The sequence below is a fragment of the Terrabacter sp. LjRoot27 genome (genome assembly GCF_964254175.1).
Classification (GTDB): domain Bacteria; phylum Actinomycetota; class Actinomycetes; order Actinomycetales; family Dermatophilaceae; genus Terrabacter.
This window is the reverse complement of the sequence record NZ_CAXUSS020000001.1, coordinates 4420585-4443382: the sequence shown is the minus strand read 5'-3', so window position 1 is coordinate 4443382 and position 22798 is coordinate 4420585. Positions and strand designations below refer to the sequence as shown.

Sequence of the window (22798 nt, the reverse complement as noted above, 5' to 3'; positions counted from 1 at the left end):
GTGACGTCGTCGCGACCTAGCCGCGGGCGGCCGCGAGGACGACACTGGAGGTCCCGAGCGAGGAGATCCACGTGAGCACCTACCAGGTCGGCTACTTCGTCGGCAGCCTGTCATCGACCTCGATCAACCGGACCCTGAGCACGGCGCTGGTCCGGCTCGCGCCGAAGGACCTCGAGTTCACCGAGATCCCGATCGGCAACCTGCCGCTCTACAGCCCGGACTTCGACAGCGACTACCCGGCCGAGGCCACGGCGCTCAAGGAGGCCATCGCCGCCTCGAGCGCCGTCCTCTTCGTGACGCCGGAGTACAACCGCTCGATCCCCGGCGCCCTGAAGAACGCCATCGACTGGGCCTCGCGCCCCTGGGGGCAGAACTCCTTCAACCACCTGCCCGCCGCCGTCATCGGCGCCTCTCCCGGACAGATCGGAACGGCGCTCGCCCAGCAGAGCCTGCGGGCCGTGCTCAGCTTCTGCAACGCCCGGCAGATGACCTCACCCGAGGCCTACATCCGGCTCGAGCCCGGAGCGATCACCGACGACGGCGACGTGACGGACGAGCCGATGAAGCAGTTCCTCACCGACTTCATGCAGGAGTTCCGCGACCACGTCGAGCGGGTCCTCACGGTGCTGCCCCGCGCCTGAGGCACCCGGCCTCGGATCCCGTCGGACGAAGAGGCCCACGCGGGCCGCCTGGCGGGTTACCGTGGCGAGACCTCGGGGAACGAGCTGCGCGCCGCGGCGCGCCCGCCCCCGAAAGGTCCACCCATGAAGAAGATCTGGTTCGCGCTCGTCGCGGCCCTCGCCCTGGCGCTCGGGGCGTCAGCGCCCGCCGGCGCCGTCACCAACGGCACGCTCGACGGCAACGGCCACCCGTACGTCGGGCTCATGGTCGCCCAGGACGCCGACGGCAACCCGCTGTGGCGCTGCTCCGGCACCCTGCTCAGCTCCACCGTCTACCTCACCGCCGGCCACTGCACCGAGGCCCCCGCCGCCCACGTCGAGATCTGGTTCCAGGCGGACGTCGAGAGCGGCCGACCCGGCAACGGCTACCCGCTCAAGGGCCAGGTCGGCGGCACGCCGCACACCATCGAGTCCTACGACCCCGACGCCTTCTACCTCCACGACGTCGGCGTCGTCGTGCTCGACACCCCGATGACCATGTCGACCTACGGCGCGCTGCCCACGACCGACCAGCTCGACGCGCTCAAGCCGAGCCGCGCGACGACGTTCACCTCCGTCGGCTACGGCCTCCAGAAGGCCTTCCCCGACGCCGCCTCGTGGAAGGAGTCGGCGCTGCGCATCCGGATGGTCGCGCACCCGCACCTGCTCCAGATCAACACGGGCTTCACCGGACCCCAGTCGCTGCTGCTGTCCAACAACGCCAACACCGGCGGCACGTGCTTCGGTGACTCCGGCGGCCCGAACTTCCTCGGCACGAGCAACGTCGTCGCGGGCGTCACGTCCTTCGGCATCAACCCGACGTGCGGCGGCACCGGTGGCGTCTTCCGCACCGACCGGGCCGACGTCCTCGCGTTCGTCCAGGGCTACCTCGACGACTGACGTCCGCTGGTGGGCGACCGCTGCGGAAGCCCTTGCGTATGCCGTGTGCCCGGGTCCGCTACGTCAGTGCTCCGCGTGGCGGGGCACTGACGTAGCGGCCGGTAGCCGGGACCGCGGCGACGCGCGGTCCCGGCGACACGGCATACGACCCCCAGGGGTCAGTGGGCGCTGGAGGTCTTCCAGAGGTTGATGCCGCCCTCGACCGCGTGCTGGTCGATCGTGTCGAGCTCCTCCTGCGAGAAGTCGAGGTTGTCGAGCGAGCCGAGGCTGTCCTCGAGCTGGGCGACCGACGAGGCGCCGATGAGCACCGACGTGATGCGCTGGTCGCGCAGGATCCACGCGAGCGCCATCTGCGCGAGCGACTGGCCGCGCGACTGCGCCATCTCGTTGAGGGCACGGATGTGCGTGAGGTTCTGCTCGGTCAGCAGGTCGGTCGAGAGCGACTTGTCCTGCGACGCACGCGAGCCTTCCGGCACGCCGCCCAGGTACTTGCTCGTGAGCATCCCCTGCGCGAGCGGGCTGAAGGCGATGCAGCCGACACCCTCCTCGCCGAGCACGTCGAGCAGGTCCTCCTCGACCCAGCGGTTGAGCATCGAGTAGCTCGGCTGGTGGATGAGCAGCGGCGTGCCGAGCTCGCGGAGGATCTCGACGGCCTCCTTGGTGCGGGGGCCCGAGTAGGAGGAGATGCCGGCATACAGCGCCTTGCCCTGGCGGACGGCCGTGTCGAGCGCGCCCATCGTCTCCTCGAGCGGCGTCGTCTCGTCGAAACGGTGGGAGTAGAAGATGTCGACGTAGTCGACGCCCATCCGGGCGAGGGACTGGTCGAGCGAGGACAGGACGTACTTGCGGCTGCCGCCGCCCTGGCCGTACGGGCCGGGCCACATGTCGTAGCCGGCCTTCGTCGACAGGATCAGCTCGTCGCGGTAGCGCTTGAAGTCCTGCGCGTAGATCGTGCCGAAGTTGCGCTCGGCGCTGCCGTAGGGCGGGCCGTAGTTGTTGGCGAGGTCGAAGTGCGTGACGCCGAGGTCGAAGGCGCGGCGCAGGGTCGCGCGCTGGCGGTCGAGGGGGACGTCGTCGCCGAAGTTGTGCCACAGCCCGAGCGAGACGGCCGGCAGGTCGAGCCCCGAACGGCCCGTCCGGCGGTAGGTCATCGAGTCGTAGCGGCTGCGGGAGGCCTGGTAGTCGTCGGCGTGAAGAGTCATGCGACCCAGTCTCGTCCCCCTGCCGTATGCCGCCAAAAGCCGGGTCACGCTGTGGCCGCGGCGGCCGCCCGGACGGGGATCGGACGCGGAAACTCCGGGGATGCTCCGGGGGACGCTCTGGGGATGCTCTGCGGATGTGGAGGGTTCTCCCCGTTGCCCTTGTGCAGTAGTTGAACGCGAGTAAGACTGCGCGTGGGGAAGTCAACGATGTCAACTGCAGCGTGGCAGGAGGACCGACAGCATGACCCGAATCAACATGACCGTCGACGGGGTGAGCTACTCCGACGAGGTCGAGCCCAGGACCCTTCTGGTCCAGTACCTTCGCGAGAGCCTCGGTAAGACCGGAACCGTCATCGGATGCGACACGAGCAACTGCGGTGCCTGCACCGTGCACCTCGACGGCACGAGCGTGAAGTCGTGCAACGTCCTCGCCGTCCAGGCGGACGGCCACGAGGTGACGACGATCGAGGGGCTCGCCACGGACGGTGAGCTCCACCCGGTCCAGCAGGCCTTCCACGAGTGCCACGCCCTCCAGTGCGGCTACTGCACCCCCGGCATGATCATGCAGGCGTGTGACGTCCTCAAGAACAACCCCGACCCCAGCGAGCAGGAGATCCGCGAGGGTCTCGAGGGCAACCTCTGCCGCTGCACCGGCTACCACAACATCGTCAAGGCCGTGCAGCAGGCGGCCGGCACCATGAGCGGCGCGGGCGCTGCCAGCTCCGCGAGCTCGGCGAGCTCGCAGGCGGTGTCGTCATGACGATCACCGAGGACCGGGCGGCCGAGGCCGCCACACCCGAGATCGGCAAGGCGCGCACCCGCAAGGAGGACCAGCGCCTCATCACCGGCCGCACCCGGTGGACCGACAACATCCAGCTCCCCGGCATGCTGCACCTCGCCATGGTGCGCAGCCCCTTCGCCCACGCCACCATCACCGCCATCAACACCGACGAGGCGAGGAAGGCCCCGGGTGTCGTCGGGGTCGTCACCGGCGCGGACATCAAGGACGTCCAGGGCGCCATCGCCAACGCGTGGCCGCTCAACGCCGAGCAGAAGACACCGAACCACCTGCCCGTCGTCGTCGACCACGTCGCGTGTGCCGGCGAGATCGTCGCCGTCGTCGCCGCCCGCTCTGCAGCCGAGGCGCGAGACGCCGCCGAGCTCGTCGACGTCGACTACGACGAGCTGCCCGCGGTCCTCGACCTCAAGGAGGCCGTCAAGGACGAGGTGCTCGCGCACCCCGACCTCGGCACCAACACCTCCGCCGTGTGGACCCTCGACTCGGCCGCGCAGGGGTCGGGCACCGACGTCGAGGACGAGATCGCCGCCGCACGCAACGACGGCGTCGTCATCGAGCGCGAGTTCCGCCAGCAGCGGCTCATCCCCGCCTTCATGGAGCCGCGGTCGACGGTGTGCGACCCGACCGGCGAGCAGATGACGGTCTGGACCTCGACGCAGGTGCCGCACATCCTGCGCTTCCTCGTCGCCGCGACGACCGGCATCCCCGAGTCCAAGGTGCGGGTCATCGCCCCCGACGTCGGCGGCGGCTTCGGCGGCAAGCTCCAGACGACGCCCGAGGAGTTCGCGACGATCGCCGTGGCCCGACGGCTCGGCAAGCCGTGCAAGTACACCGAGACCCGCAGCGAGTCCCTCCTCTCCGGACACCACGGACGCGACCAGTGGCAGAAGCTGACGCTGAGCGCCCGCAAGGACGGCACCGTCACCGGCCTCAAGGTCGAGCTGCTCGCCGACCTCGGCGCCTACGTCGGCGTCGTCGGCGGCGGCGTGCCGGTGCTCGGCGCGTGGATGTTCAACTCCATCTACAAGTTCGCCGCCTACCACTTCACCGTGCGGACGCTGCTCACGAACAAGACGTGGGTCGACGCCTACCGCGGGGCCGGTCGCCCCGAGGCGACCTTCGCCATCGAGCGCATGATGGACGAGCTCGCAGCCGAGCTCGGCCGCGACCCGCTCGAGGTCCGCGAGCAGAACTGGATTACGCACGACGAGTTCCCCTTCACCTCGGTCGCCGGCATGACGTACGACTCGGGCAACTACGAGGCCGCGACCGCCAAGGCCAAGGACCTCTTCGGCTACGACGAGCTGCGCGCCGAGCAGAAGCGCCGGCGTGAGAGCAACGACCCGGTCCAGCTCGGCATCGGCATCTCCACCTTCACCGAGATGTGCGGCCTCGCGCCGTCCCGCATCCTCGGCACGCTCAACTACGGCGCCGGCGGCTGGGAGAGCGCCAGCATCCGGATGCTCGCCACGGGCAAGGTGGAGGTCCTCACGGGCGTCTCGCCGCACGGCCAGGGCCACGAGACGGCCTGGAGCCAGATCGTCGCAGACCGGCTCGGGGTCCCCTTCGAGGACGTCGAGGTGCTCCACGGCGACACCCAGATCTCGTCCAAGGGCATGGACACCTACGGCTCGCGCTCCCTCGTCGTGGGAGCCGAGGCCGTCGTCCGGGCCGCCGACAAGGTCATCGAGAAGGCCAAGGTCGTCGCAGCGCACCTGCTCGAGGCGAGCGTCGACGACATCGAGTTCACGGGCGGTCGCTTCGGCGTCAAGGGCACCGACAAGGGCGTCAGCATGCCTGAGGTCGCGCTCGCGACGTGGACCGGCCACAACCTGCCCGACGGCGTCGAGCCGAGCCTCGACTCCGACGCCACCTTCGACCCCGAGAACTTCTCCTTCCCGCACGGCACCCACCTGTGCGCCATGGAGGTCGACACGGAGACGGGGGCGACGTCGATGCGCAAGTACGTCTGCGTCGACGACATCGGCGTCATCATCAACCCGCTCATCGTCGAGGGACAGGTGCACGGCGGTCTCGTCCAGGGCATCGCGCAGGCCCTCTGGGAGGGCGCGGAGTACGACGACCAGGGCACGCTCGTGACCGGCTCGTTCGTCGACTACACCCTGCCGACGTCGGCCGACACGATCAGCTTCGTCACCGACCACACGACCTCGCCCTCGACCTACACCGCCCTGGGCACCAAGGGGGTCGGCGAGGCCGGCGCGATCGCCTCGACGCCCGCCGTCGTCAACGCGATCGTCGACGCGGTGCGACCGCTCGGCGTCGACGACGTCGTGATGCCGTGCACTCCCGAGCGCGTGTGGAAGGCCATCCAGGCCGGACGCGCGGTCTCGACGGAGGGTGACCGCGAGGCGCAGCCGCACTTCGACGAGGGCGTGCCCAACCAGGATCCCGGCGCCGCGACCGAAGGGAGCCAGGCATGATCCCCGCCCAGTTCGACTACCTCGCCCCCACGACCGTGCAGGAGGCCGTCGCGGCGCTCGCCGAGCACGGCGACGACGCCAAGGTGCTCGCGGGCGGCCAGTCGCTGCTGCCCATCCTGCGCATGCGGCTCAACGCGCCCGGGGTCGTCATCGACCTCGGCCGCATCCCCGAGCTGCAGGGCGTCAGCGAGGACGGTGACCACCTCGTCATCGGAGCCATGACGACGTATGCCGCCGTGCTGGCCTCCGAGGCCGTGTCGACCCATGCGGCCCTGCTGTCCAAGGCGATCCAGACCGTCGCCGACCCGCAGATCCGCCACCGCGGCACGATCGGCGGCGCGCTGGTGCACGCCGACCCGGCGGGTGACGTCGGCGCGCCGGCGCTCGCCCTCGAGGCCGAGCTCGTCATCGCGGGAGCGGACGGCTCGACCCGCACCGTCGCGGCGGAGGACTTCTTCGAGGACCTCTTCGCGACGGCCGTCGGCGAGGGCGAGCTGCTGACCCAGATCCGCGTCCCGAAGCACACGGGCTGGGGCGCGCACTACGAGAAGTTCGTCCGCGTCAGCCACCAGTGGTCGATCGTCGGCGTCGCGGCCACGGTGCGCAGCGAGGGCGGCTCGATCGCCGAGGCCCGCGTCGGTCTGACGAACATGGGCTCGACCCCGCTGCGCGCCCGCTCGGTCGAGGAGGCCCTCGTCGGGCAGCCCGCGACCGACGAGGCGGTCCGCGCGGCGGTCGCGTCCGTCACCGACGGCACCAACCCACCGTCGGACCTCAACGGCGACTCCGACTACCGCAAGCACCTCGCCACGGTGCTGACGCGGCGCGCGGTCCTCGCCGCGGCAGGAGCGTGATGCCCGGATGGACCTGACGCACTCCTTCACCGTGCCGACCTCGGTCGACGACGCCTGGGCCCTCTTCATGGACCTCGAGCGCGTCGGCAGCTGCTTCCCCGGGGCGACCGTGACGGAGGTGACCGACGACGGCTTCTCCGGCACGGTCAAGGTCAAGCTCGGGCCGATCGCGCTCGTCTACTCCGGGTCGGGCTCGTTCGTCGAGCGCGACGACGCGGCGCACCACGCCGTCATCGAGGCCAAGGGCAAGGACAAGCGGGGCAACGGCACGGCCGGCGCGACCGTGACGATCACCCTGAGCCCCGACGGCGACGGCACCCGCGCCGACGTCGTCACCGACCTCGCCGTCACCGGCAAGCCGGCGCAGTTCGGCCGCGGCGTCATGCAGGACGTGTCCGACAAGCTGCTGGGCGCGTTCACCGCGTGCATCGAGAAGCAGCTGACCGGTCCGGAGGCCGCTCCCGAGGCGGCGCCGGCGCCGGTACCGGTACCGGCGCCGGCCCCGGCCGCGGCTGCAGCGGCTGCCGCGGAGGCGCCCTCGGGCGGCTTCGTCGAGACGGCGTCCGACGCGCTCGCAGCCGACACCGGAACGAGCGGTGCCGGCACGACGGCAGCCGCGCCCGCTCCGGCGGCGCACCGGCCGCCGCCCCCGCGCAGGGTCCCGGCCGCCGTCGAGGAGGACGCCCCCCTCGACCTCGGCTCGGCCGTGATGCCCGTGCTGGTCCAGCGGTATGCCGGTTACGCAGCGGCTGCCGCCATCGGGGTCGTCATCGGTTGGCTCATCGGTCGCCGAGGCGACTGACCCCAGCACGTGCAGCAGGCCCGGTCGCGCTCCCGGCCGGGCCTGCGGCATACGCAAGGGGTGCGGTGGCGTTGGACCTGACAGACCCCGTCCCCGAACCCCAGGAGAGTCATGTCCCGCGTCATCCTCATCGGCGGCCACGGCAAGGTCGCACTGCTCGCCGCCCCGCTGCTCGTCGCCGACGGTCACGACGTCACCTCGCTCGTGCGCAACCCGGACCACGTGGCCGACGTCGAGGCGACCGGTGCCACGGCAGCCGTGCTCGACGTCGAGCACGCCACGACCGAGCAGATCGCCGACCTCGTCCGCGGCAGCGACGTCGTCGTCTGGTCAGCGGGCGCCGGCGGTGGCAGTCCCGAGCGGACGTATGCCGTCGACCGCGACGCGGCGATCCGCTCGATGGACGCCGCGGGACAGGCCGGCGTCGGGCGCTACGTCATGGTGTCCTACTTCGGCGCCGGGCCCGACCACGGTGTCCCCGAGGACAACGGCTTCTACGCCTACGCCGAGGCGAAGGCGGCCGCGGACGAGCACCTCCAGGGGACCGACCTCGCGTGGACGATCCTGCGCCCGAGCGCCCTCACCACCGACGCGGCCACGGGTCACATCGAGACCGGCGAGGGCGTCGAGGCCGGCAAGGTCTCGCGCGACAACGTCGCCCACGTCATCCGCGCGGTCGTCGAGCACCCCGACACGACGGCCCGCCGCATCCTCCCCTTCAACGACGGCTACCAGCCCATCGACGCCGTGGTCGCCAACACCCCCACCCAGGCACCCTGACCCGCCCAGTCCCACTCGAGTGAGCGCCCCACCCCACTCGAGTGGCCTCGCCGTCACTCCCGCAACACCCGGCGTCGCCACCTCCCCGTCGAGTGGCCCCGTCGTCACACCACCGGCCTGTGACGACGGGGCCACTCGACGGATGGGGAGGTGCCTTGGGTGGGAGAGCGGGGCCACTCGACTGGGACTGGGCGCTCACTCGAGGGTCAGGGGCGGGCGACGTGCTCGGCGATGACGAGGTCCTGCCACGCCATGCCGACGCTCTTGAAGACGTTCGGGCGGTCCGTCGCCCGCTCGAACCGGCCGAGCACGAGGTCGGCGAGCGTGCGCACGTCGGCCCAGTCGATGGCGCCCTGCGCGGCGGCGAGGATGACGTCGCCCGCCTCGCGGTGCGCCGTGCCGATGTCCTCGACGACGACGAGCGAGCGCCCGAGCAGCGCCGACCCGAGCTCGCGGCGGTGCGGCTCGTGCGACCCGATGGCCACGACGCACGCGCCGTCGGCGACCCAGTCGTCGCCGAGCACCGGCGTCGCCGCCGACGTCGCGGTCACGACGACCTGCGCCCCGCGGACGGCGTCCTCGACCCCAGGGTCGTCGACGGTGAGCCCACGCGTGGTGAGCGCGTGCGTCGACGCGAGCCCCGAGATCCGCTGCGCGGTCGCACGCGCCGCGTCACCTCGTCGGCCGACCACCGTCACCGAGGTCGTGTGCCGGATGGCGAGCAACGCCTCCGCGTGACCGAGCGCCTGGGGCCCGCTGCCGAAGATGACGGCCGACTCGACCTCGGAAGGGGCGAGCGCATCCATCGCGACGGCGGACACCGCCGGGGTGCGCAGCGACGTGACGGCCGTGCCGTCGACGAGCACCGACGGGGCGAGGGTGTCGGCGTCCATGAGGACGTAGACCGCCTGGATGCGGTCGAGACCACGCCGGGTTGCCCGGCGCGACGGTGAGCACCTTGACCCCGGCCGTGCGGCGGTTCGCCGACGGCATGACGAGGAGCTGGCCGTCACCGACCCCCGCGGCGAGCCGGGGCGGGTCCGACGCCGGGTCGAGACCGTCGGCGAGCTCGCGGCGGATGAGCCGCCGGGCGCGGTCGGGCGTGAGGTTCCGGCGCACGGTTGCGGCGTCGACCCAGCGCGGCTGCTGCACCTCAGCCCTCACCCGCGCTCGAGCGCGCGCGCTCGACCCGCACCGGGTCGCCGCCGGCGTCCGCGAGCGCCGCGAGGTGGGTGCGCAGCTGCTTGGCGAGCGACCACTGGGTGACCTCGTGGGTGATCGAGCGCACCCAACCCGGGTCGACGGCATACGCCAGCGTCAGCACGACAAGCGTGCCGTCGTCCTCCGCGTCGAAGCGCCACGCGACGGGCTCCGGGGTCACGTGCGGAGGCAGCCGGAGGGCCGGCTCGCCCACCGACGCGGCCAGCGCCCGCGCGACGGGCGGCGGGAGCGGAACGTGGACGTCGGCACTGACCTGGGGCACTCCTCGACTGTAGGTGCCGTGGCTGGGAGCTGCCCGTCCGGGAGGTCCCGGGGGCCGGAATCCACGCATGTGCGTGCCGGTGCCCCCGGGACGTAGGCTCGAGCGGATCGCCCACCACCCCGGGCGGCAGCCGTCAACGACGACACGAAGTCAGGACTCCATGGCGCTCAGCGTTTTCGATCTCTTCTCGGTCGGCATCGGGCCGTCGAGCTCGCACACCGTCGGCCCGATGCGGGCCGCCGCCCTCTTCGCGGAGCGGCTGCGCGACGAGGGAGTCATCGACCGGGTCGCACGCGTGCGCTCGCAGCTCTTCGGCTCGCTCGGAGCGACCGGGCACGGGCACGGCAGCGACAAGGCCGTCCTCCTCGGTCTGACGGGGGAGCGGCCCGAGCTGTGCGACCCGCGCGCCGTCGAGGGACGCCTCGCCGAGATCCGCGCGACGAAGCGCCTCCGCCTGCTCGGCGAGCACGAGATCGACTTCATCGAGCTCGAGGACCTCACGCTGCACCGCCGCAAGACGCTGCCGCTGCACCCCAACGGCATGACGTTCACCGCGCTCGACGCCGACGGCGCGACCGTCGCCGAGCACACGTACTACTCCGTCGGCGGCGGCTTCGTCGTCGGCGAGGACGCCGACGGGTCGACGAAGATCGTCGAGGACTCGACCCCGGTCGCGCACCCCTTCCGCACCGGCGACGAGCTGCTCGCCCACTGCAAGGAGACGGGCAAGTCGATCGCCCGCATCATGCTCGAGAACGAGCTGTCGTGGCGCACCGAGCAGGAGGTCCGCGACGGCCTCCTCGAGATCTGGCGCGTCATGAAGGAGTGCGTGCGCAACGGCATCGCCACCGAGGGCGTGCTGCCCGGCGGCCTGCGCGTGCGGCGCCGCGCCCCCGAGCTCGCCCGCCGCCTCTCGCTCGAGGCCAACAGCGACGACCCCCTGCGCGGCATGGACTGGATCACCCTCTACGCGCTCGCCGTGAACGAGGAGAACGCCTCGGGTGGCCGCGTCGTCACCGCCCCGACCAACGGCGCGGCCGGCATCATCCCCGCGGTGCTCCACTACTACGCGAACTTCGTCAACGGCGCGGACCGTGATGGCATCGTCCGCTTCCTGCTCACCGCCGGCGCCATCGGCGTCATCTACAAGGAGACCGCCTCGATCTCCGGCGCCGAGGTCGGCTGCCAGGGCGAGGTCGGCTCGGCCTGCTCGATGGCGGCCGCCGCGATGGCCGCCGTCATGGGCGGCACGCCCGAGCAGGTCGAGAACGCCGCCGAGATCGGCATGGAGCACAACCTCGGCCTGACCTGCGACCCCGTCGGCGGCCTCGTGCAGATCCCGTGCATCGAGCGCAACGCCATCGCCTCCGTCAAGGCCATCACCGCGGCCCGCACCGCGCTGCGCGGCGACGGCTCGCACGTCGTCTCGCTCGACAAGGTCGTCAAGACGATGCGCGAGACGGGCCGTGACATGAAGGTGAAGTACAAGGAGACCGCGCGCGGCGGCCTCGCCGTCAACGTCATCGAGTGCTGACTACGCGTCTGGGTCCTCGTCGCCTGATCGGCGGCGCATAGCCCGGTCGCTGAGGCCGGACGACAGCTTGCCCGTCATGAACTTGGCGCGGCTGAACGTCTCCCCGCCGACTCGCTTGGCCGCGTCCAGGCCGTCTTCGCCCAGGCGCTTTGCGGTGTCGACACCTTCTCCACCCAGGCGCTTTGCGGTGTCGACACCTTCTCCACCGACCGTGAGCGCCTTTTCTCTCGCCTCCGCGGCGGCTTCAAGCCAGCGTCTCGCCTCCAGCGACTGACCTGCCTGCTCGATCCCGAGGCGGGCGTGGAAGTCGACCACGCTGAGGGAGACCTGGTTACTCGCCTGTACAACCTCGCGTGACGAGGTGGGGTGCATGAGCACCTTCGAGTTGGCGGCCACTGCGGCGGTTCCTAAGCGCTCCATCAGCTGTCCTGTGGCTCGTGAGATGAGCGTCGTCCGGTTGTGACGAGCTGTTCGTAGGGCCACCCGGTGCCGGTCGAGCTCGTCCGGCGAGGCATCCAGGACCCTGTCGAGTTCGAGGATGCCAACCGCGTCCTGGAGCTGGAAGCACCGTGCAAGGACGGTCAGCCATTCCTGGGTCGTGGACTCCGCTTCCTTCGAAGCCTTCGCCAGGTCACCGATCTTCGACTTCTTCTCCAACTTGTCCGCCAGAGCGTCGAGCTGGCCCAGTGCATAGGCCTGTGTGCGAGCGATGGTCCCAGGGGTGGCCTGCACCTTCGACCATGTCACCTCCGAGACGCGGCCCACCTGCTCTCGGATGGTCATGGCTTCGTCGATGACGAAGCCAACTCCGATCATGTCCGCGAGCACAGCGTCCTTCTGTGCGCGCAGGACATCGTCGACCTTCTCGTCGATGGCAGCCAGATAGTCGGTGATCTCATCCATGGTCTGCTGCATGGCCAGCTGCGCCATGAGGCCAGCCGCACCCGCCAGCACAGCTGGATTGGTCAGCAGTGCCCCTGGCCCTTTGCTGAACTCGAGCAACCCGCTGACCTTGCCGTTCTTCGTCAGCACCGCCCGGAAGGTATGCGCCTCAGAGCCCTTCATCAGCTCGGGGCTCTGTTTCAAAGCCCTCGCAGACTTCTCGGTCAGCTTCACCCAGCGGCCGGAGTTCGCGGCCAGCTCAGAACCGGCCTGGGCAACCGCAGATGCCGTGCTGAGCGCCGACCCGAGCTTGGGCAGGCCCAGGTCCTTCGAGGGCAATCCCTCGGCGGCGAGGAACTGCTCGACGAGTGCAGGGTCTCCGATGACCGCCACGCCGTCGCCGTCGCTGATGAGCTGGATCTCGCTGTCCACACCTGCTCCTGAAATGGTCGGGAGAGGTGATCTTCCCAAGGGACAGGGCAGCTCGCTGGGAGTCGGCTTGGGTGTGTCGCGCGCGCCGGCCTCGCCGTCAAGGTCATCGAGTGCTGAGCGGCAGCTCGACCTCGCACTCGTAGTAGCGCATCTGCAGACGGCCGCGCTCGACGTCGATCGACCCCTCGCTGATGGCGATGACGTCGTCGAGCCACCGGTGCGACGGCGCCTCGGCCTGGAAGGTGAGGACGTGGACGCCGCGCCCGTCCGTCAACGACGACAGGCCGGTCAGGGTGAAGAGCACGACCCCGTCGTCGACGTGGATGACGCCCCGGGCGTCCGGCGAGGCCCAGCCCTCCCGGATGCGTGGGAAGTTCGACCACGACGCCGTGCCAGACAACCGGCCCGTCAGGGTGCCGGTGCCCTGGCCGTAGACGCGTCCGTCGCGTCCGGCCGAGGGCTCGACCTCGTGGATGAGGTCGTAGGTCCAGCTCGCGTCGCAGAGAGGGGTGAGACGCATGACAGCCTCCTCGGGAAGGTCCGACCCCTTCGACGGTACTCCCGTCGCCGCGTCCGCGCCGCCGTCTGCGGGAGGTCACCTCACCGGTGGTGGGTCTCGGTCGAGCTGATCGGATACGTCTGTCCCGCAACGTATCTCGCGTGCATGTCGGGCGTCGCTCCGCCCTCGCGGACCATCTCGGCGAAGAACCGACCCGACTCGCGGACCGTGCGCTCCTGCGTCTCGTAGTCGAGGGCGACGAGGCCGAACCGCGGCCCCTCGCCCTCGTTCCACTCCCAGTTGTCGACGAAGCACCAGTGGTAGTAGCGCTCGACCGGAACGCCTTGGGCCCGAACGTCGCTCACGACCGAGAGGTGCTCCCAGAGGTAGCGCGAACGGAAGGCGTCGGCGGCGTCGCACGTGCCGTTCTCGGTGACCCAGACCGGGAGCCCGTAGGTCTCCCAGGCCCACCGCGCCGTCTCTCCCAGCCCGGCGGCATACACCTCCCAGCCGAGGTCGTTGACGGGGACGCCCGGCGGCGTGCCGTCGTCGAAGCGCGTCACCGTCGTCCGGGAGTAGTAGTTGAGACCGAAGAAGTCGGCGTAGCGCCCCGGCGTGATCCCGTCCGGCCGGCGCAGCGGCGCCGCGAACTCGCCGGTCGTCATCGCTCGCACGATCGCGTCCTGGAAGAGGTGGCGCATGACGGGCGTCAGCGCTCGGTGCCACGGGTTGCGCGGGTTGCCCGGCCGGAAGAGCCGCAGGTGGTGGGCGACCCCGACCATCGTGTCTGGCGCTGGCCGCAGCGCGTGGATGAGGGCGTACGCCCGGATGTGCGCGGCCGCGAGCACGCCGTAGACCCGCATGCCCTCGCGGAGGCTCCGGTGGCCCGGCGGGAAGTCGCCGAACACGTGGGCACCGGTGACGTAGACGTTCGGCTCGTTGATCGTCACCCACTCCGCGACGAGGTCGCCGAGCCGCGTCACGACCTCCGCGACGAACCGCTCCCACACCCAGAGCGCGCCGGGTGCGAGCCACCCGCCGTCGCGCTCGAACCACAGCGGGTGGCTGAAGTGGTGCAGCGTCACGAGAGGGCGGATCCCCCTGTCGCGCAGCAGCTCCAGCTCCTCGCGATAGCGGGCGAAGGCTGCGTCGTCCCATACGCCGGGGCGCGGCTCGAGACGGGCCCACTCGACGCTCAGCCGGTAGACCTGCACGCCGAGCGAGGCCATCAGCTCGGTGTCCTCGCGCCACCGTCGCCAGTGGTCGGTCGCGCGCCGCGGGCTGGAGCCGTCGGCGATGGTGCCCGGCCGGTCGGCCCAGTCGCTCCAGCTGCTGTCGACGTCGCCGCCCTCGACCTGCGTGGCCGCGGTCGCGACGCCGAGCAGCACCCCGTCGAGCCGGAAGCCGTCAGCGGTCGCCATGCGGCTCAACGTACCGGCACCCGATGCGACAGACTGGCGCGCGTGGGTCACGTCTCCGTCGCCGATCACCGGGCCGCCGTCGCGCGGCTCCTCGGCGACGGATCGACCGAGACCGTGACGCTCGACCGGCACGCCGCCGGCCGCCGGCTCGCCGCCGACCTCGTCGCGGCCGACGACCTCCCGCGCTTCGACGCGTCCGCCATGGACGGGTATGCCGTGTGCCCGGGTGCGCCGGACCAGCGCGCCTTCCCCGTGGTCGGGGACGTGCCCGCCGGGTCGGCCCCCGACTTCGTGCTGGCGCCGGGCAACGCGGCCCGGGTCATGACCGGAGCGCGGGTGCCGCTGGGCACCGTCGCCGTCGTCCCGGTCGAGCGCACCGACGCGAGCCCCACCGGGCCCGCGCCGTCGCGGGTGCTCGTCGACCTCGATGCCGCACCGGGCCAGCACGTCCGTCCCCGTGGTGAGGACGTGACGGCCGGGTCGGTCATCGCGTCCGCCGGCACCGCCGTGACGGCCGCGCTCATCGCCCTGGGCCGGTCGGCCGGGTGCACGACGGTCGAGGTCCACGTGCCGACCCGGGTCGCGGTCATCGCGACCGGCGCCGAGCTTGCGCCGCCGGACGCCGACCCCGGCGCGGGAGGCATCCACGAGTCCAACTCCGACATGGTCGCCGCGCTCGCCGAGGCCGCGGGCTGCGAGGTGCGCCACGTCGACGTCTGCTCCGACGAGCCCGGCGACCTGCGCGCCCTGCTCGACGGGCTCGACGCCGACCCCGCCGTCGACCTCGTCGTCACGACCGGTGGCGTCAGCGCCGGCGCCTACGAGGTCGTGCGTCAGGTCTGCGAGCCGCTGCCGACCTTCGAGTTCGTCCACCTCGCGATGCAGCCCGGCGGTCCGCAGGGCCTCGGCCGCTACGGGTCCACGCCGGTCGTCTGCCTGCCGGGGACTCCGGTCGGCGCGTTCGTCGCCTTCCACGTGCTCGTGCGTCCGGCCCTCGACCGACGCCACGGGGTGCCGGCGACGCTACCCGGCCGGGCGGCATACGTGGGCAGGACGCGTCGCACGCGCGCAGGGCGCGTCCAGTTCGTCACGAGCGTGCACCACGACGACGGCACCGTCAGCGCGCCCGACGCCCGCCACCTCACGGCGCTCGCCGCGGCCACCTGCCTCATCGAGGTGCCCGAGGGCGTCGACCAGCTCATCGAGGGCGACCTCGTCGTCGTCCACCCGGTGTGAACGAGGCACCCGCCGGGCGCCCCTAGGCTGGTGAGCGTGAGCGCGACCCTGGTGGCCAAGGACCTCGCCGGGGGCCACGCCCACCGGACCCTCTTCGAGCACCTCGACCTCACGGTCGCCCCGGGCGACGTCGTCGGGGTCGTCGGCGCCAACGGCGCGGGCAAGTCGACGCTGCTGCGCCTCCTCGCCGGCGAGTCCGAGCCGCTCGGCGGCACCGTGACGACCGCGCCGTCCGACGCCTTCGTCGGCTGGCTGCCGCAGGAGCACGAGCGCGTGCCCGGCGAGACCGTCGCCGACCACATCGGCCGCCGCACCGGCGCGACCGCCGCGACCCTCGCCATGGAGGAGGCCGCCGCCGCCCTCGGCGGGGACGACCCGACGGCCGACGAGACGTATGCCGTCGCGCTCGACCACTGGCTCGTCAGCGGCGCGCCCGACCTCGACGACCGCATCCCGCCGATGCTCGCCGAGCTCGGCCTCGACGTCGGGCCGGACGCCCTCATGACCTCGCTCTCCGGTGGCCAGGCCGCACGGGCGGCGCTCGCCGCGCTGCTGCTGAGCCGCTTCGACCTCGTGCTCCTCGACGAGCCGACCAACGACCTCGACCTCGCCGGGCTCGACCGGCTCGAGGCCTTCGTCCACGGGCAGCGCGGCGGCGTCGTGCTCGTCTCGCACGACCGCGAGTTCCTCGCCCGCTGCGTCACGCGCATCGTCGAGCTCGACCTCGCGCAGAACTCGGTCGCCGTCCACGACGGCGGCTACGAGTCCTACCTCGACGAGCGGGAGGTCGCCCGCCGGCACGCCCGCGAGGCGTACGAGGCGTATGCCGGCACGAAGGCCGACCTGGAAGCACGGGCCCGCACGCAGCGGGAGTGGTCGTCCAAGGGCGTGCGCAACGCGATGAAGAAGAGCCCCGACAACGACAAGATCCGGCGCTCGGCCCAGCAGGACTCGGCCGAGAAGCAGGCGCGCAAGGTGCGCCAGATGGAGTCGCGGATCGCCCGGCTCGACGAGGTCGCCGAGCCGCGCAAGGAGTGGGTGCTCCAGTTCAGCATCGCGGCGGCGCCCCGCTCGAGCTCGGTCGTGGCCACGCTCAACGAGGCCGTGGTGCGCCGGGGTGACTGGACCTTCGGTCCGGCGTCGCTGCAGGTCGAGGCCCGTCGGCGCATCGGCATCACCGGGCCCAACGGAGCCGGCAAGACCACGCTGCTCTCGCTCCTGCTCGGTCGGCTCGCCCCGGACGAGGGTGGCGCCTCGCTCGGCGCCAGCGTCGCCGTCGGCGAGATCGACCAGGCCCGTACCGGCCTGCGCGACGACCTGCCGCTCGGGGACGCGTTCGGCGAGGCCGTGCCCGACCTCAACCCTGCGGACCGCCGCACGCTGCTCGCGAAGTTCGGGCTCAAGGCCGACCAGGTCGGCAGCGCCGTGGGGCGGCTGTCACCCGGCGAGCGCACCCGGGCCGCGATGGCACTCCTGCAGGCGCGGGGCGTCAACCTCCTCGTGCTCGACGAGCCGACGAACCACCTCGACCTGCCCGCCATCGAGCAGCTCGAGGAGGCGCTCGACGCCTACGACGGGGCCCTGCTGCTCGTCTCGCACGACCGCCGGCTGCTCGAGAACGTCCGCCTCGACGAGCGCTGGCACGTCGAGGCCGGCCAGGTCACCACGACCTGACCTCGCGCCCACCGCCCCGCGCCACCAGCCGCGCACGTCGAGGCCACCCGGACACCGTCTCCGAGGTGTGCCTGACCTCAAGGTGTGCGACCAGGTGGGGGGCGACGACGGGCGCCCGGTGTGACTTCCCGAAGAAGAGGAGCCGAGGAGGAGCGGCGGCGGCGACCTCAGCCGGGGGAGTTGGTCGGGTCGGCGACCCAGGGGCCGAGCGGCGGGTCCCACCGGCGCACGACGCGGCGCAGGATGTGCCCGCCGACCCAGTAGGGGTCCTGGTCGAACGTCTCCGTGACCGCCTCGAGCGACTCGCCGGAGTAGACGATGAGCGCTGCGTTGACCGCCTCCTGCTCGGTCGGCTCGCCCTCGCTCACCTCGTCGATGCCGTCCTGGTACATCCCGGCGACGAGCAGGCCCGACAGCCCGGTCAGCCACTCGCGGTGCTCGGGACGGATCGTCAGCATCTCGGTCGCGTCGTCGGGGTAGGTGTAGTGGATCGCGAAGATCGCCACGGATGGGCCTCCAGTCGCTCGGGTGGTCAGGTGGTCGTGATCCGGTGCGCGCCGGCATACACGTTGAGGCGGGTGCCGCGCACGAAGCCGAGCAGGCTCATCCCGGCGTCCTCGGCGCACTCCACGGCCAGCGACGACGGCGCCGACACCGCTGCGAGGCAGGGGATCCCGGCCATGATCGCCTTCTGCGTCAGCTCGAACGACGCGCGCCCGGAGACGACGAGCACGCACCCGACGCCCGGCACGCGTCCGCTCTGGAGGGCCCACCCGACGACCTTGTCGACGGCGTTGTGCCGGCCGACGTCCTCGCGCACGACGAGCAGCTCGCCGTCGGCGGTGAAGAGGCCGGCGGCGTGCAGCCCGCCCGTCTTGTCGAACGACCGCTGCTCGACGCGCAGCGCGTCGGGCAGCTCGGCGACGATCTTGGCCGCGAACTCCGTCGTGTCGGAGCGCACGTCGAAGGCCGACTGCGCCCGGAGCTGCTCGATGCTCGCCTTGCCGCAGACGCCGCACGACGAGTTCGTGAAGAAGGCACGCGTGGCCGACGCGGCCGGGGCGGCGACGCCGGGCGCCAGCGTCACGTCGATGACGTTGTAGGTGTTCTCGTCGAAGCCGCTCTCGCCGGAGACGACCGCGCCCTCGCAGTAGCGCGCCAGCGCGATGTCGTCGGCCGACCGGACCAGCCCCTCGGACATGAGGAAGCCGTGGACGAGCTCGATGTCGTGACCCGGCGTGCGCATCGTCACCGTGAGCGGCGAGCCGTTGACCCGCAGCTCGAGCGGCTCCTCGACGGTGAGCGTGTCGGGCCGCGTGGTCGTCGACGGGGTCGCGAGGTCGATCGTCGTGACCTTGCGCCGTACCGTGACCCGTCCCATGGCCTCAGCCTGCCAGACGCCGTGCCAGACTCCGAGGGGTGCCGCCCCGCCCACCCGAAGCACCCCCGGTCGTCGTCGTCCTGACGGGCGGGGCCTCCCGGCGCATGGGCTCCCACAAGCCCGCCCTCGACGTGGGTGGTCGCCCCCTCGTCGCGCGCGTGCTCGACGCGGCCGGCGACCGTCCGGCGCTCGTCGTCGGTCCCGGCCAGGGCGTCCCCGAGGGCGTACGCGTCGTGTGGGAGCGCGTCCCGGGCGGCGGTCCCGTCTCGGCCGTGTCCACCGCCGTCGCGGCCCTCGTCACCGACGCCGCCGGCGACACCCCGCTGCCGTATGCCGTCGTGCTGCTCGCCGCGGACCTGCCCTTCGTCACCCCCGCCCACGTCGACCGGCTCCTCGACGCGCTCGGGTCGGCCGACCTCGCCGTGACGGTCGACCGCGAGGGACGCACCAACTGGCTCTGCTCGGCCTGGCGCCTGCCCGCCCTGCAGGGGCGTCTCGAGGAGCTCGGGGACCCCTACGGCAGGAGCGTGCGCGACCTCGCCCACGGCATACGCACGCAGTCGGTGGACGACCCCGGCGAGGTGGCCCTGGACGTCGACACACCGGCCGACCTCGCGCGTGCGCGCGACCGCGCGGAGCACCGTCCGGGCGTCGACTGACCGCCTCGGCGGGCGACTCTGGGAGATCGCCCAAGTCGCGCCCTGCAGCGAATCCTCTTGCAGCCATGCGCTACTCAGGACTTGGAACGCATTTGGCAAAGACTTGGTAAGCCCCGTTGACCCGTGTTCTGGGCTGCTGCGAACGTCACGCTCGTTCCGGCCCGATCTCAAGTCGTGAGATGAGCGGAACTCCCTCCAGGCGGCCTTCGAGCCGCATCTCGACAAGGAGCAACCAGTGAATCGACTGAAGTCTGGGCTGGCGACCGGAGGGCTGCTCGCCCTCGCCCTCGCCATCTCGCCGGCGATCCCGGCGGGCGCAGCGGCCGGTGCGGGACGCGACAAGGCGCCCGCCCCCGAGTCGCAGAGCCTCAAGGCGACCGAGCAGTCCCGAGCCGCGTCGTCCGCGAGCGCCCTCGGCCTCGCCTCGGGCGAGAAGCTCACCGTCAAGTCCGTCATCCAGGACGCCAACGGCGCGACGCACGTCCGCTACGAGCGCACCCTCGACGGCCTGCGCGTCATCGGCGGCGACTTCGTCAGCCACAAGGACTCCTCGGGTGCCGTCAAGAGCGTCACGTGGAACTACCGCAAGAACGTCACCCCCGCGACGATGACCCCGAGCGTCTCCAAGAGCGAGGCGCACCAGGCCGGTCTCGCCGCGTCGAAGGCCGACAAGGAGACCGCCACCCCCGGTGAGCTCGTCGTCTTCCAGTCGGCCACCGGCCCCAAGCTCGCCTACGAGGTCATCACCGAGGGCATCAAGGCCGACCAGACCCCGACCCGCCTGCACACGATCGTCGACGCCACCACGGGCAAGACCCTGACGAGCTGGGACGATATCAAGCACGGCACGGGCAACGGCATCTTCGTCGGCTCCGTCACGCTCGGCACGACCGCCGGCACGAGCTACACGATGAAGGACTCGCACGGCAACTACACGACCGACCTCAACCAGGCGACGTCCGGCACCGGCACGACGTTCACCGACGCCGACGACGTCTGGGGCAACGGCCTCCAGAGCAACCGCCAGTCGGCCGCCGTCGACGCCCACTACGGGGCCGGCAAGACGTACGACTACTACAACACCCAGCTCGGCCGTGCCGGCATCTGGAACAACGGCACCGGCGCCCGCAGCCGCGTCCACTACGGCCAGAACTACGTCAACGCCTTCTGGGACGGCACGCAGATGACGTACGGCGACGGCGCGGGCAACGCCGCCCCGCTCGTCGAGCTCGACGTCGCCGGCCACGAGATGAGCCACGGCGTCACCGAGAACACCGCCGGCCTCAACTACTCCGGCGACGCGGGCGGCCTCAACGAGGCGACGTCCGACATCTTCGGCACGGGCGTCGAGTGGTACTCGAACAACCCGAGCGACACCCCCGACTACCTCATCGGCGAAGAGATCAACATCAACGGCAACGGCACGCCGCTGCGCTACATGGACAAGCCGAGCAAGGACGGCGCCTCGAAGGACTGCTGGAGCAGCTCCCTCGGTGGCCTCGACCCGCACTACTCCTCCGGCCCGCTGAACCACTGGTACTACCTGGCCTCCGAGGGCTCGGGCGCCAAGACGATCAACGGCACGTCCTACAACAGCCCGACGTGCAACGCCTCGACCGTGACCGGCATCGGCCACCTCAAGGTCGAGAAGATCTGGTACCGCACGCTGTCGACGTACCTCACCTCGAGCAGCAACTACGCCGCTGCCCGCACCGGCGTCATCAAGGCGGCCAAGGACCTCTACGGCGCCGGCTCGGCCGAGTGCACCGCGGTCGACAACGCCATGGCGGCCATCTCCGCCCCGGCCAGCACCGAGACGTGCGGCGGCACGACGCCCCCGCCCACCGGCGCTGCGCTGACCAACGGCGGCTTCGAGTCCGGCCAGACCGGCTGGACCGGCACCTCCGGCCCGATCACGAACAACACGGGTCGCCCCGCGCGCACCGGTTCGTGGAAGCTGTGGCTCGGCGGCAACGGCACGACGGCCTCCGAGAACGAGTCGCAGACCTTCTCCGTCCCGTCCACGGCCACCTCGCCGACGCTGACGTACTACATCCGCATCGACACGGCCGAGACGACGACCTCGACGGCATACGACAAGGCCACGGTCCAGCTCAACGGCGTGACCAAGGCCAGCTTCTCCAACCTGTCCACGCCGAAGGCGTCCTACGTCGCCAAGACGCTCGACCTCACGGCCTACAAGGGCACGAACGTCACGCTGAAGTTCGCCTCCACCGAGGACTCCTCGCTCCAGACGAGCTTCGTCATCGACGACGTGTCGACGAACTTCTGACGGACACAGCACGTCGGGCCGCGTGAGCTGCCCTGAAGGACACGCACCACCAGAGGTCGGTATGCCGCCGGGTCAGCCCCGCGGCATACCGACCTCGTGCGTGTGGCGGGGGACGCGTGCCGCTCGGCGCGACTGCCGCGCGGCCGAACGCCGGGCGGGCGCTCAGGAGCGGGCTCTCAGGGAGCGGTCGCTCAGGGAGCGGGCGCGGCGGGGGGAGCGACGGGTGTCGACGGCGTCGTGCAGCGGGTCGTCGCCGGCACCGAGAGCGTGACGTCGCTGACGAGCACCCCGACGAGGCCCGAGATCTCGCCGAGCGACGGGTCGCTGAGGTCGATCGCGCGGGCCTGGTGGTCGGTGACGGAGATCGTGATCGGGTCGCTCTCGGGGACGGCGTCGGGGTCGCCCCCGAGGGAGCCGTCGGTCGACGGCGCGGTCGTCGAGGGGCCGAGGCGGAGCGTCGCGAGGAGCGTGACGAGCTGGCGCTGCTGCGGGGCGCTGAGGGTGCACACGCGGCCGTGGACCGAGCGCGTCTCGACGCGGACCCGGCCGTTGGCCTCGAGCACGACCTGGTCGTCGAAGCCGGCGATGCCGCCGGTGCGACGCAACGTCAACGGGAAGGCGGGCCCGTAGGACGACCCGAGCGCGTCGTCGCCGGCGGCCCCGAAGCGCAGGGCCGAGGTCGTCGACGACGTGGCCGTGGGGGCCGCCGGGGTCACCCCGCCGGTCGATCCGTCGTCGGGCGTGGCCGACCCGCAGCCCCCGACGAAGAGTGCTGCGACGGCCATCCCCACGCACAGGCCTGCGCGCCCCATGCAGACCATGGTGGCCCCTCGCGGCGGGCGATGCACGCCTGACGCGGTGGAT

General features: G+C 71.7%; 21 protein-coding genes. 12 read left to right on the top strand and 9 right to left on the bottom strand.

Translation table 11 applies throughout. The annotated features are described in order from the left end of the window. Positions 1-71: 71 nt before the first annotated feature. Positions 72-641 carry an NADPH-dependent FMN reductase gene (locus tag ACSQ2D_RS20490; protein ID WP_435987759.1) on the top strand — a complete coding sequence of 190 codons (570 nt, stop codon included), beginning with the start codon at positions 72-74 and terminating at the stop codon, positions 639-641. A 123-nt stretch (positions 642-764) separates the two neighbouring features. Beyond that, positions 765-1559, top strand: a complete 795-nt coding sequence (locus tag ACSQ2D_RS20485; RefSeq protein WP_435987758.1) for a trypsin-like serine protease — start codon at positions 765-767, stop codon at positions 1557-1559. Positions 1560-1717: 158 nt separating this feature from the next. Here ACSQ2D_RS20485 and mgrA read toward each other — a convergent pair whose 3' ends face one another. Then, on the bottom strand, positions 1718-2761 hold the full coding sequence (gene mgrA, locus ACSQ2D_RS20480; RefSeq protein ID WP_435987757.1) for an L-glyceraldehyde 3-phosphate reductase: 1044 nt from the start codon (positions 2759-2761) through the stop codon (positions 1718-1720). Between the two features lie 241 nt (positions 2762-3002). Between mgrA and ACSQ2D_RS20475 the strand changes: the two genes are divergently transcribed. The 5 genes from ACSQ2D_RS20475 (at position 3003) to ACSQ2D_RS20455 (ending at position 8440) form a co-directional block, all read left to right on the top strand. After that, positions 3003-3521, top strand: coding sequence for a (2Fe-2S)-binding protein (locus tag ACSQ2D_RS20475; protein ID WP_435987756.1), 519 nt, complete (start codon positions 3003-3005; stop codon positions 3519-3521). Continuing rightward, complete coding sequence (locus tag ACSQ2D_RS20470; RefSeq protein WP_435987755.1) at positions 3518-6004, top strand: xanthine dehydrogenase family protein molybdopterin-binding subunit; 2487 nt, start codon at positions 3518-3520, stop codon at positions 6002-6004. Before ACSQ2D_RS20475 ends, ACSQ2D_RS20470 begins: the two co-directional genes overlap by 4 nt. Further along, complete coding sequence (locus ACSQ2D_RS20465; protein WP_435987754.1) at positions 6001-6858, top strand: FAD binding domain-containing protein; 858 nt, start codon at positions 6001-6003, stop codon at positions 6856-6858. Before ACSQ2D_RS20470 ends, ACSQ2D_RS20465 begins: the two co-directional genes overlap by 4 nt. A gap of 7 nt (positions 6859-6865) precedes the next feature. Further along, positions 6866-7660, top strand: coding sequence for an SRPBCC family protein (locus ACSQ2D_RS20460; protein ID WP_435987753.1), 795 nt, complete (start codon positions 6866-6868; stop codon positions 7658-7660). Positions 7661-7771: 111 nt separating this feature from the next. Beyond that, positions 7772-8440 (top strand): NAD(P)-dependent oxidoreductase, encoded by a 669-nt coding sequence (locus tag ACSQ2D_RS20455; RefSeq protein ID WP_435987752.1) that lies wholly within the window; start codon positions 7772-7774, stop codon positions 8438-8440. 206 nt (positions 8441-8646) lie between these two features. On the opposite strand, the gene ACSQ2D_RS20450 is transcribed toward ACSQ2D_RS20455, so the two are convergent. Continuing rightward, positions 8647-9333, bottom strand: a complete 687-nt coding sequence (locus ACSQ2D_RS20450; RefSeq protein ID WP_435987751.1) for an ornithine cyclodeaminase family protein — start codon at positions 9331-9333, stop codon at positions 8647-8649. A gap of 260 nt (positions 9334-9593) precedes the next feature. Next, entirely contained in the window at positions 9594-9923 is a 330-nt protein-coding gene (locus ACSQ2D_RS20445; RefSeq protein WP_435987750.1) for a hypothetical protein, read from the bottom strand. Positions 9924-10083: 160 nt separating this feature from the next. Between ACSQ2D_RS20445 and ACSQ2D_RS20440 the strand changes: the two genes are divergently transcribed. After that, on the top strand, positions 10084-11457 hold the full coding sequence (locus ACSQ2D_RS20440) for an L-serine ammonia-lyase (protein ID WP_056775085.1): 1374 nt from the start codon (positions 10084-10086) through the stop codon (positions 11455-11457). Here ACSQ2D_RS20440 and ACSQ2D_RS20435 read toward each other — a convergent pair whose 3' ends face one another. The 3 genes from ACSQ2D_RS20435 to ACSQ2D_RS20425 form a co-directional block, all read right to left on the bottom strand. Then, the gene (locus ACSQ2D_RS20435; RefSeq protein WP_435987749.1) at positions 11458-12771 is read right to left on the bottom strand and encodes a hypothetical protein; all 1314 of its coding nucleotides are present in this window, start codon (positions 12769-12771) and stop codon (positions 11458-11460) included. A gap of 103 nt (positions 12772-12874) precedes the next feature. Further along, a complete protein-coding gene (locus ACSQ2D_RS20430; protein WP_435987748.1) occupies positions 12875-13291 on the bottom strand; it encodes a hypothetical protein in 417 nt (138 codons plus the stop codon). An 80-nt stretch (positions 13292-13371) separates the two neighbouring features. Then, the gene (locus ACSQ2D_RS20425; RefSeq protein WP_435987747.1) at positions 13372-14691 is read right to left on the bottom strand and encodes a glycoside hydrolase family 1 protein; all 1320 of its coding nucleotides are present in this window, start codon (positions 14689-14691) and stop codon (positions 13372-13374) included. A 42-nt stretch (positions 14692-14733) separates the two neighbouring features. On the opposite strand from ACSQ2D_RS20425, the gene ACSQ2D_RS20420 reads away from it, so the two are divergent. Then, positions 14734-15927, top strand: coding sequence for a molybdopterin molybdotransferase MoeA (locus ACSQ2D_RS20420; RefSeq protein ID WP_435987746.1), 1194 nt, complete (start codon positions 14734-14736; stop codon positions 15925-15927). Positions 15928-15963: 36 nt separating this feature from the next. Beyond that, positions 15964-17601: an ABC-F family ATP-binding cassette domain-containing protein gene (locus tag ACSQ2D_RS20415; protein ID WP_435987745.1), complete on the top strand. Its 1638-nt coding sequence runs from the start codon at positions 15964-15966 to the stop codon at positions 17599-17601. A 167-nt stretch (positions 17602-17768) separates the two neighbouring features. Here the strand turns inward: ACSQ2D_RS20415 and ACSQ2D_RS20410 are convergent, their stop codons facing one another. Continuing rightward, the gene (locus ACSQ2D_RS20410) at positions 17769-18107 is read right to left on the bottom strand and encodes a YciI family protein (RefSeq protein ID WP_435987744.1); all 339 of its coding nucleotides are present in this window, start codon (positions 18105-18107) and stop codon (positions 17769-17771) included. A gap of 26 nt (positions 18108-18133) precedes the next feature. Further along, complete coding sequence (gene fdhD, locus ACSQ2D_RS20405) at positions 18134-18982, bottom strand: formate dehydrogenase accessory sulfurtransferase FdhD (protein WP_435987743.1); 849 nt, start codon at positions 18980-18982, stop codon at positions 18134-18136. Positions 18983-19020: 38 nt separating this feature from the next. Here fdhD and mobA point away from each other — a divergent pair, with 38 nt between their 5' ends. Both mobA and ACSQ2D_RS20395 read left to right on the top strand, forming a co-directional pair. Further along, positions 19021-19641 (top strand): molybdenum cofactor guanylyltransferase, encoded by a 621-nt coding sequence (gene mobA / locus ACSQ2D_RS20400; protein WP_435987742.1) that lies wholly within the window; start codon positions 19021-19023, stop codon positions 19639-19641. Between the two features lie 235 nt (positions 19642-19876). Then, a complete protein-coding gene (locus tag ACSQ2D_RS20395) occupies positions 19877-21934 on the top strand; it encodes a M4 family metallopeptidase (protein WP_435987741.1) in 2058 nt (685 codons plus the stop codon). Between the two features lie 191 nt (positions 21935-22125). On the opposite strand, the gene ACSQ2D_RS20390 is transcribed toward ACSQ2D_RS20395, so the two are convergent. Further along, the gene (locus ACSQ2D_RS20390) at positions 22126-22746 is read right to left on the bottom strand and encodes a hypothetical protein (protein WP_435987740.1); all 621 of its coding nucleotides are present in this window, start codon (positions 22744-22746) and stop codon (positions 22126-22128) included. Positions 22747-22798: the final 52 nt, after the last annotated feature.

What these genes read in the sequence shown, in the direction of transcription:
- ACSQ2D_RS20455 (WP_435987752.1), top strand. Translation starts at nt 7,772, where the DNA reads ATGTCCCGCGTCATCCTCATCGGCGGCCACGGCAAGGTCGCACTGCTC.
- ACSQ2D_RS20470 (WP_435987755.1), top strand. Translation starts at nt 3,518, where the DNA reads ATGACGATCACCGAGGACCGGGCGGCCGAGGCCGCCACACCCGAGATC.
- ACSQ2D_RS20390 (WP_435987740.1), bottom strand. Translation starts at nt 22,746, where the DNA reads ATGGGGCGCGCAGGCCTGTGCGTGGGGATGGCCGTCGCAGCACTCTTC.
- ACSQ2D_RS20475 (WP_435987756.1), top strand. Translation starts at nt 3,003, where the DNA reads ATGACCCGAATCAACATGACCGTCGACGGGGTGAGCTACTCCGACGAG.
- fdhD (WP_435987743.1), bottom strand. Translation starts at nt 18,982, where the DNA reads ATGGGACGGGTCACGGTACGGCGCAAGGTCACGACGATCGACCTCGCG.
- ACSQ2D_RS20460 (WP_435987753.1), top strand. Translation starts at nt 6,866, where the DNA reads ATGGACCTGACGCACTCCTTCACCGTGCCGACCTCGGTCGACGACGCC.
- ACSQ2D_RS20425 (WP_435987747.1), bottom strand. Translation starts at nt 14,691, where the DNA reads ATGGCGACCGCTGACGGCTTCCGGCTCGACGGGGTGCTGCTCGGCGTC.
- ACSQ2D_RS20450 (WP_435987751.1), bottom strand. Translation starts at nt 9,333, where the DNA reads ATGGACGCCGACACCCTCGCCCCGTCGGTGCTCGTCGACGGCACGGCC.
- ACSQ2D_RS20430 (WP_435987748.1), bottom strand. Translation starts at nt 13,291, where the DNA reads ATGCGTCTCACCCCTCTCTGCGACGCGAGCTGGACCTACGACCTCATC.
- mgrA (WP_435987757.1), bottom strand. Translation starts at nt 2,761, where the DNA reads ATGACTCTTCACGCCGACGACTACCAGGCCTCCCGCAGCCGCTACGAC.
- ACSQ2D_RS20485 (WP_435987758.1), top strand. Translation starts at nt 765, where the DNA reads ATGAAGAAGATCTGGTTCGCGCTCGTCGCGGCCCTCGCCCTGGCGCTC.
- ACSQ2D_RS20440 (WP_056775085.1), top strand. Translation starts at nt 10,084, where the DNA reads ATGGCGCTCAGCGTTTTCGATCTCTTCTCGGTCGGCATCGGGCCGTCG.
- ACSQ2D_RS20465 (WP_435987754.1), top strand. Translation starts at nt 6,001, where the DNA reads ATGATCCCCGCCCAGTTCGACTACCTCGCCCCCACGACCGTGCAGGAG.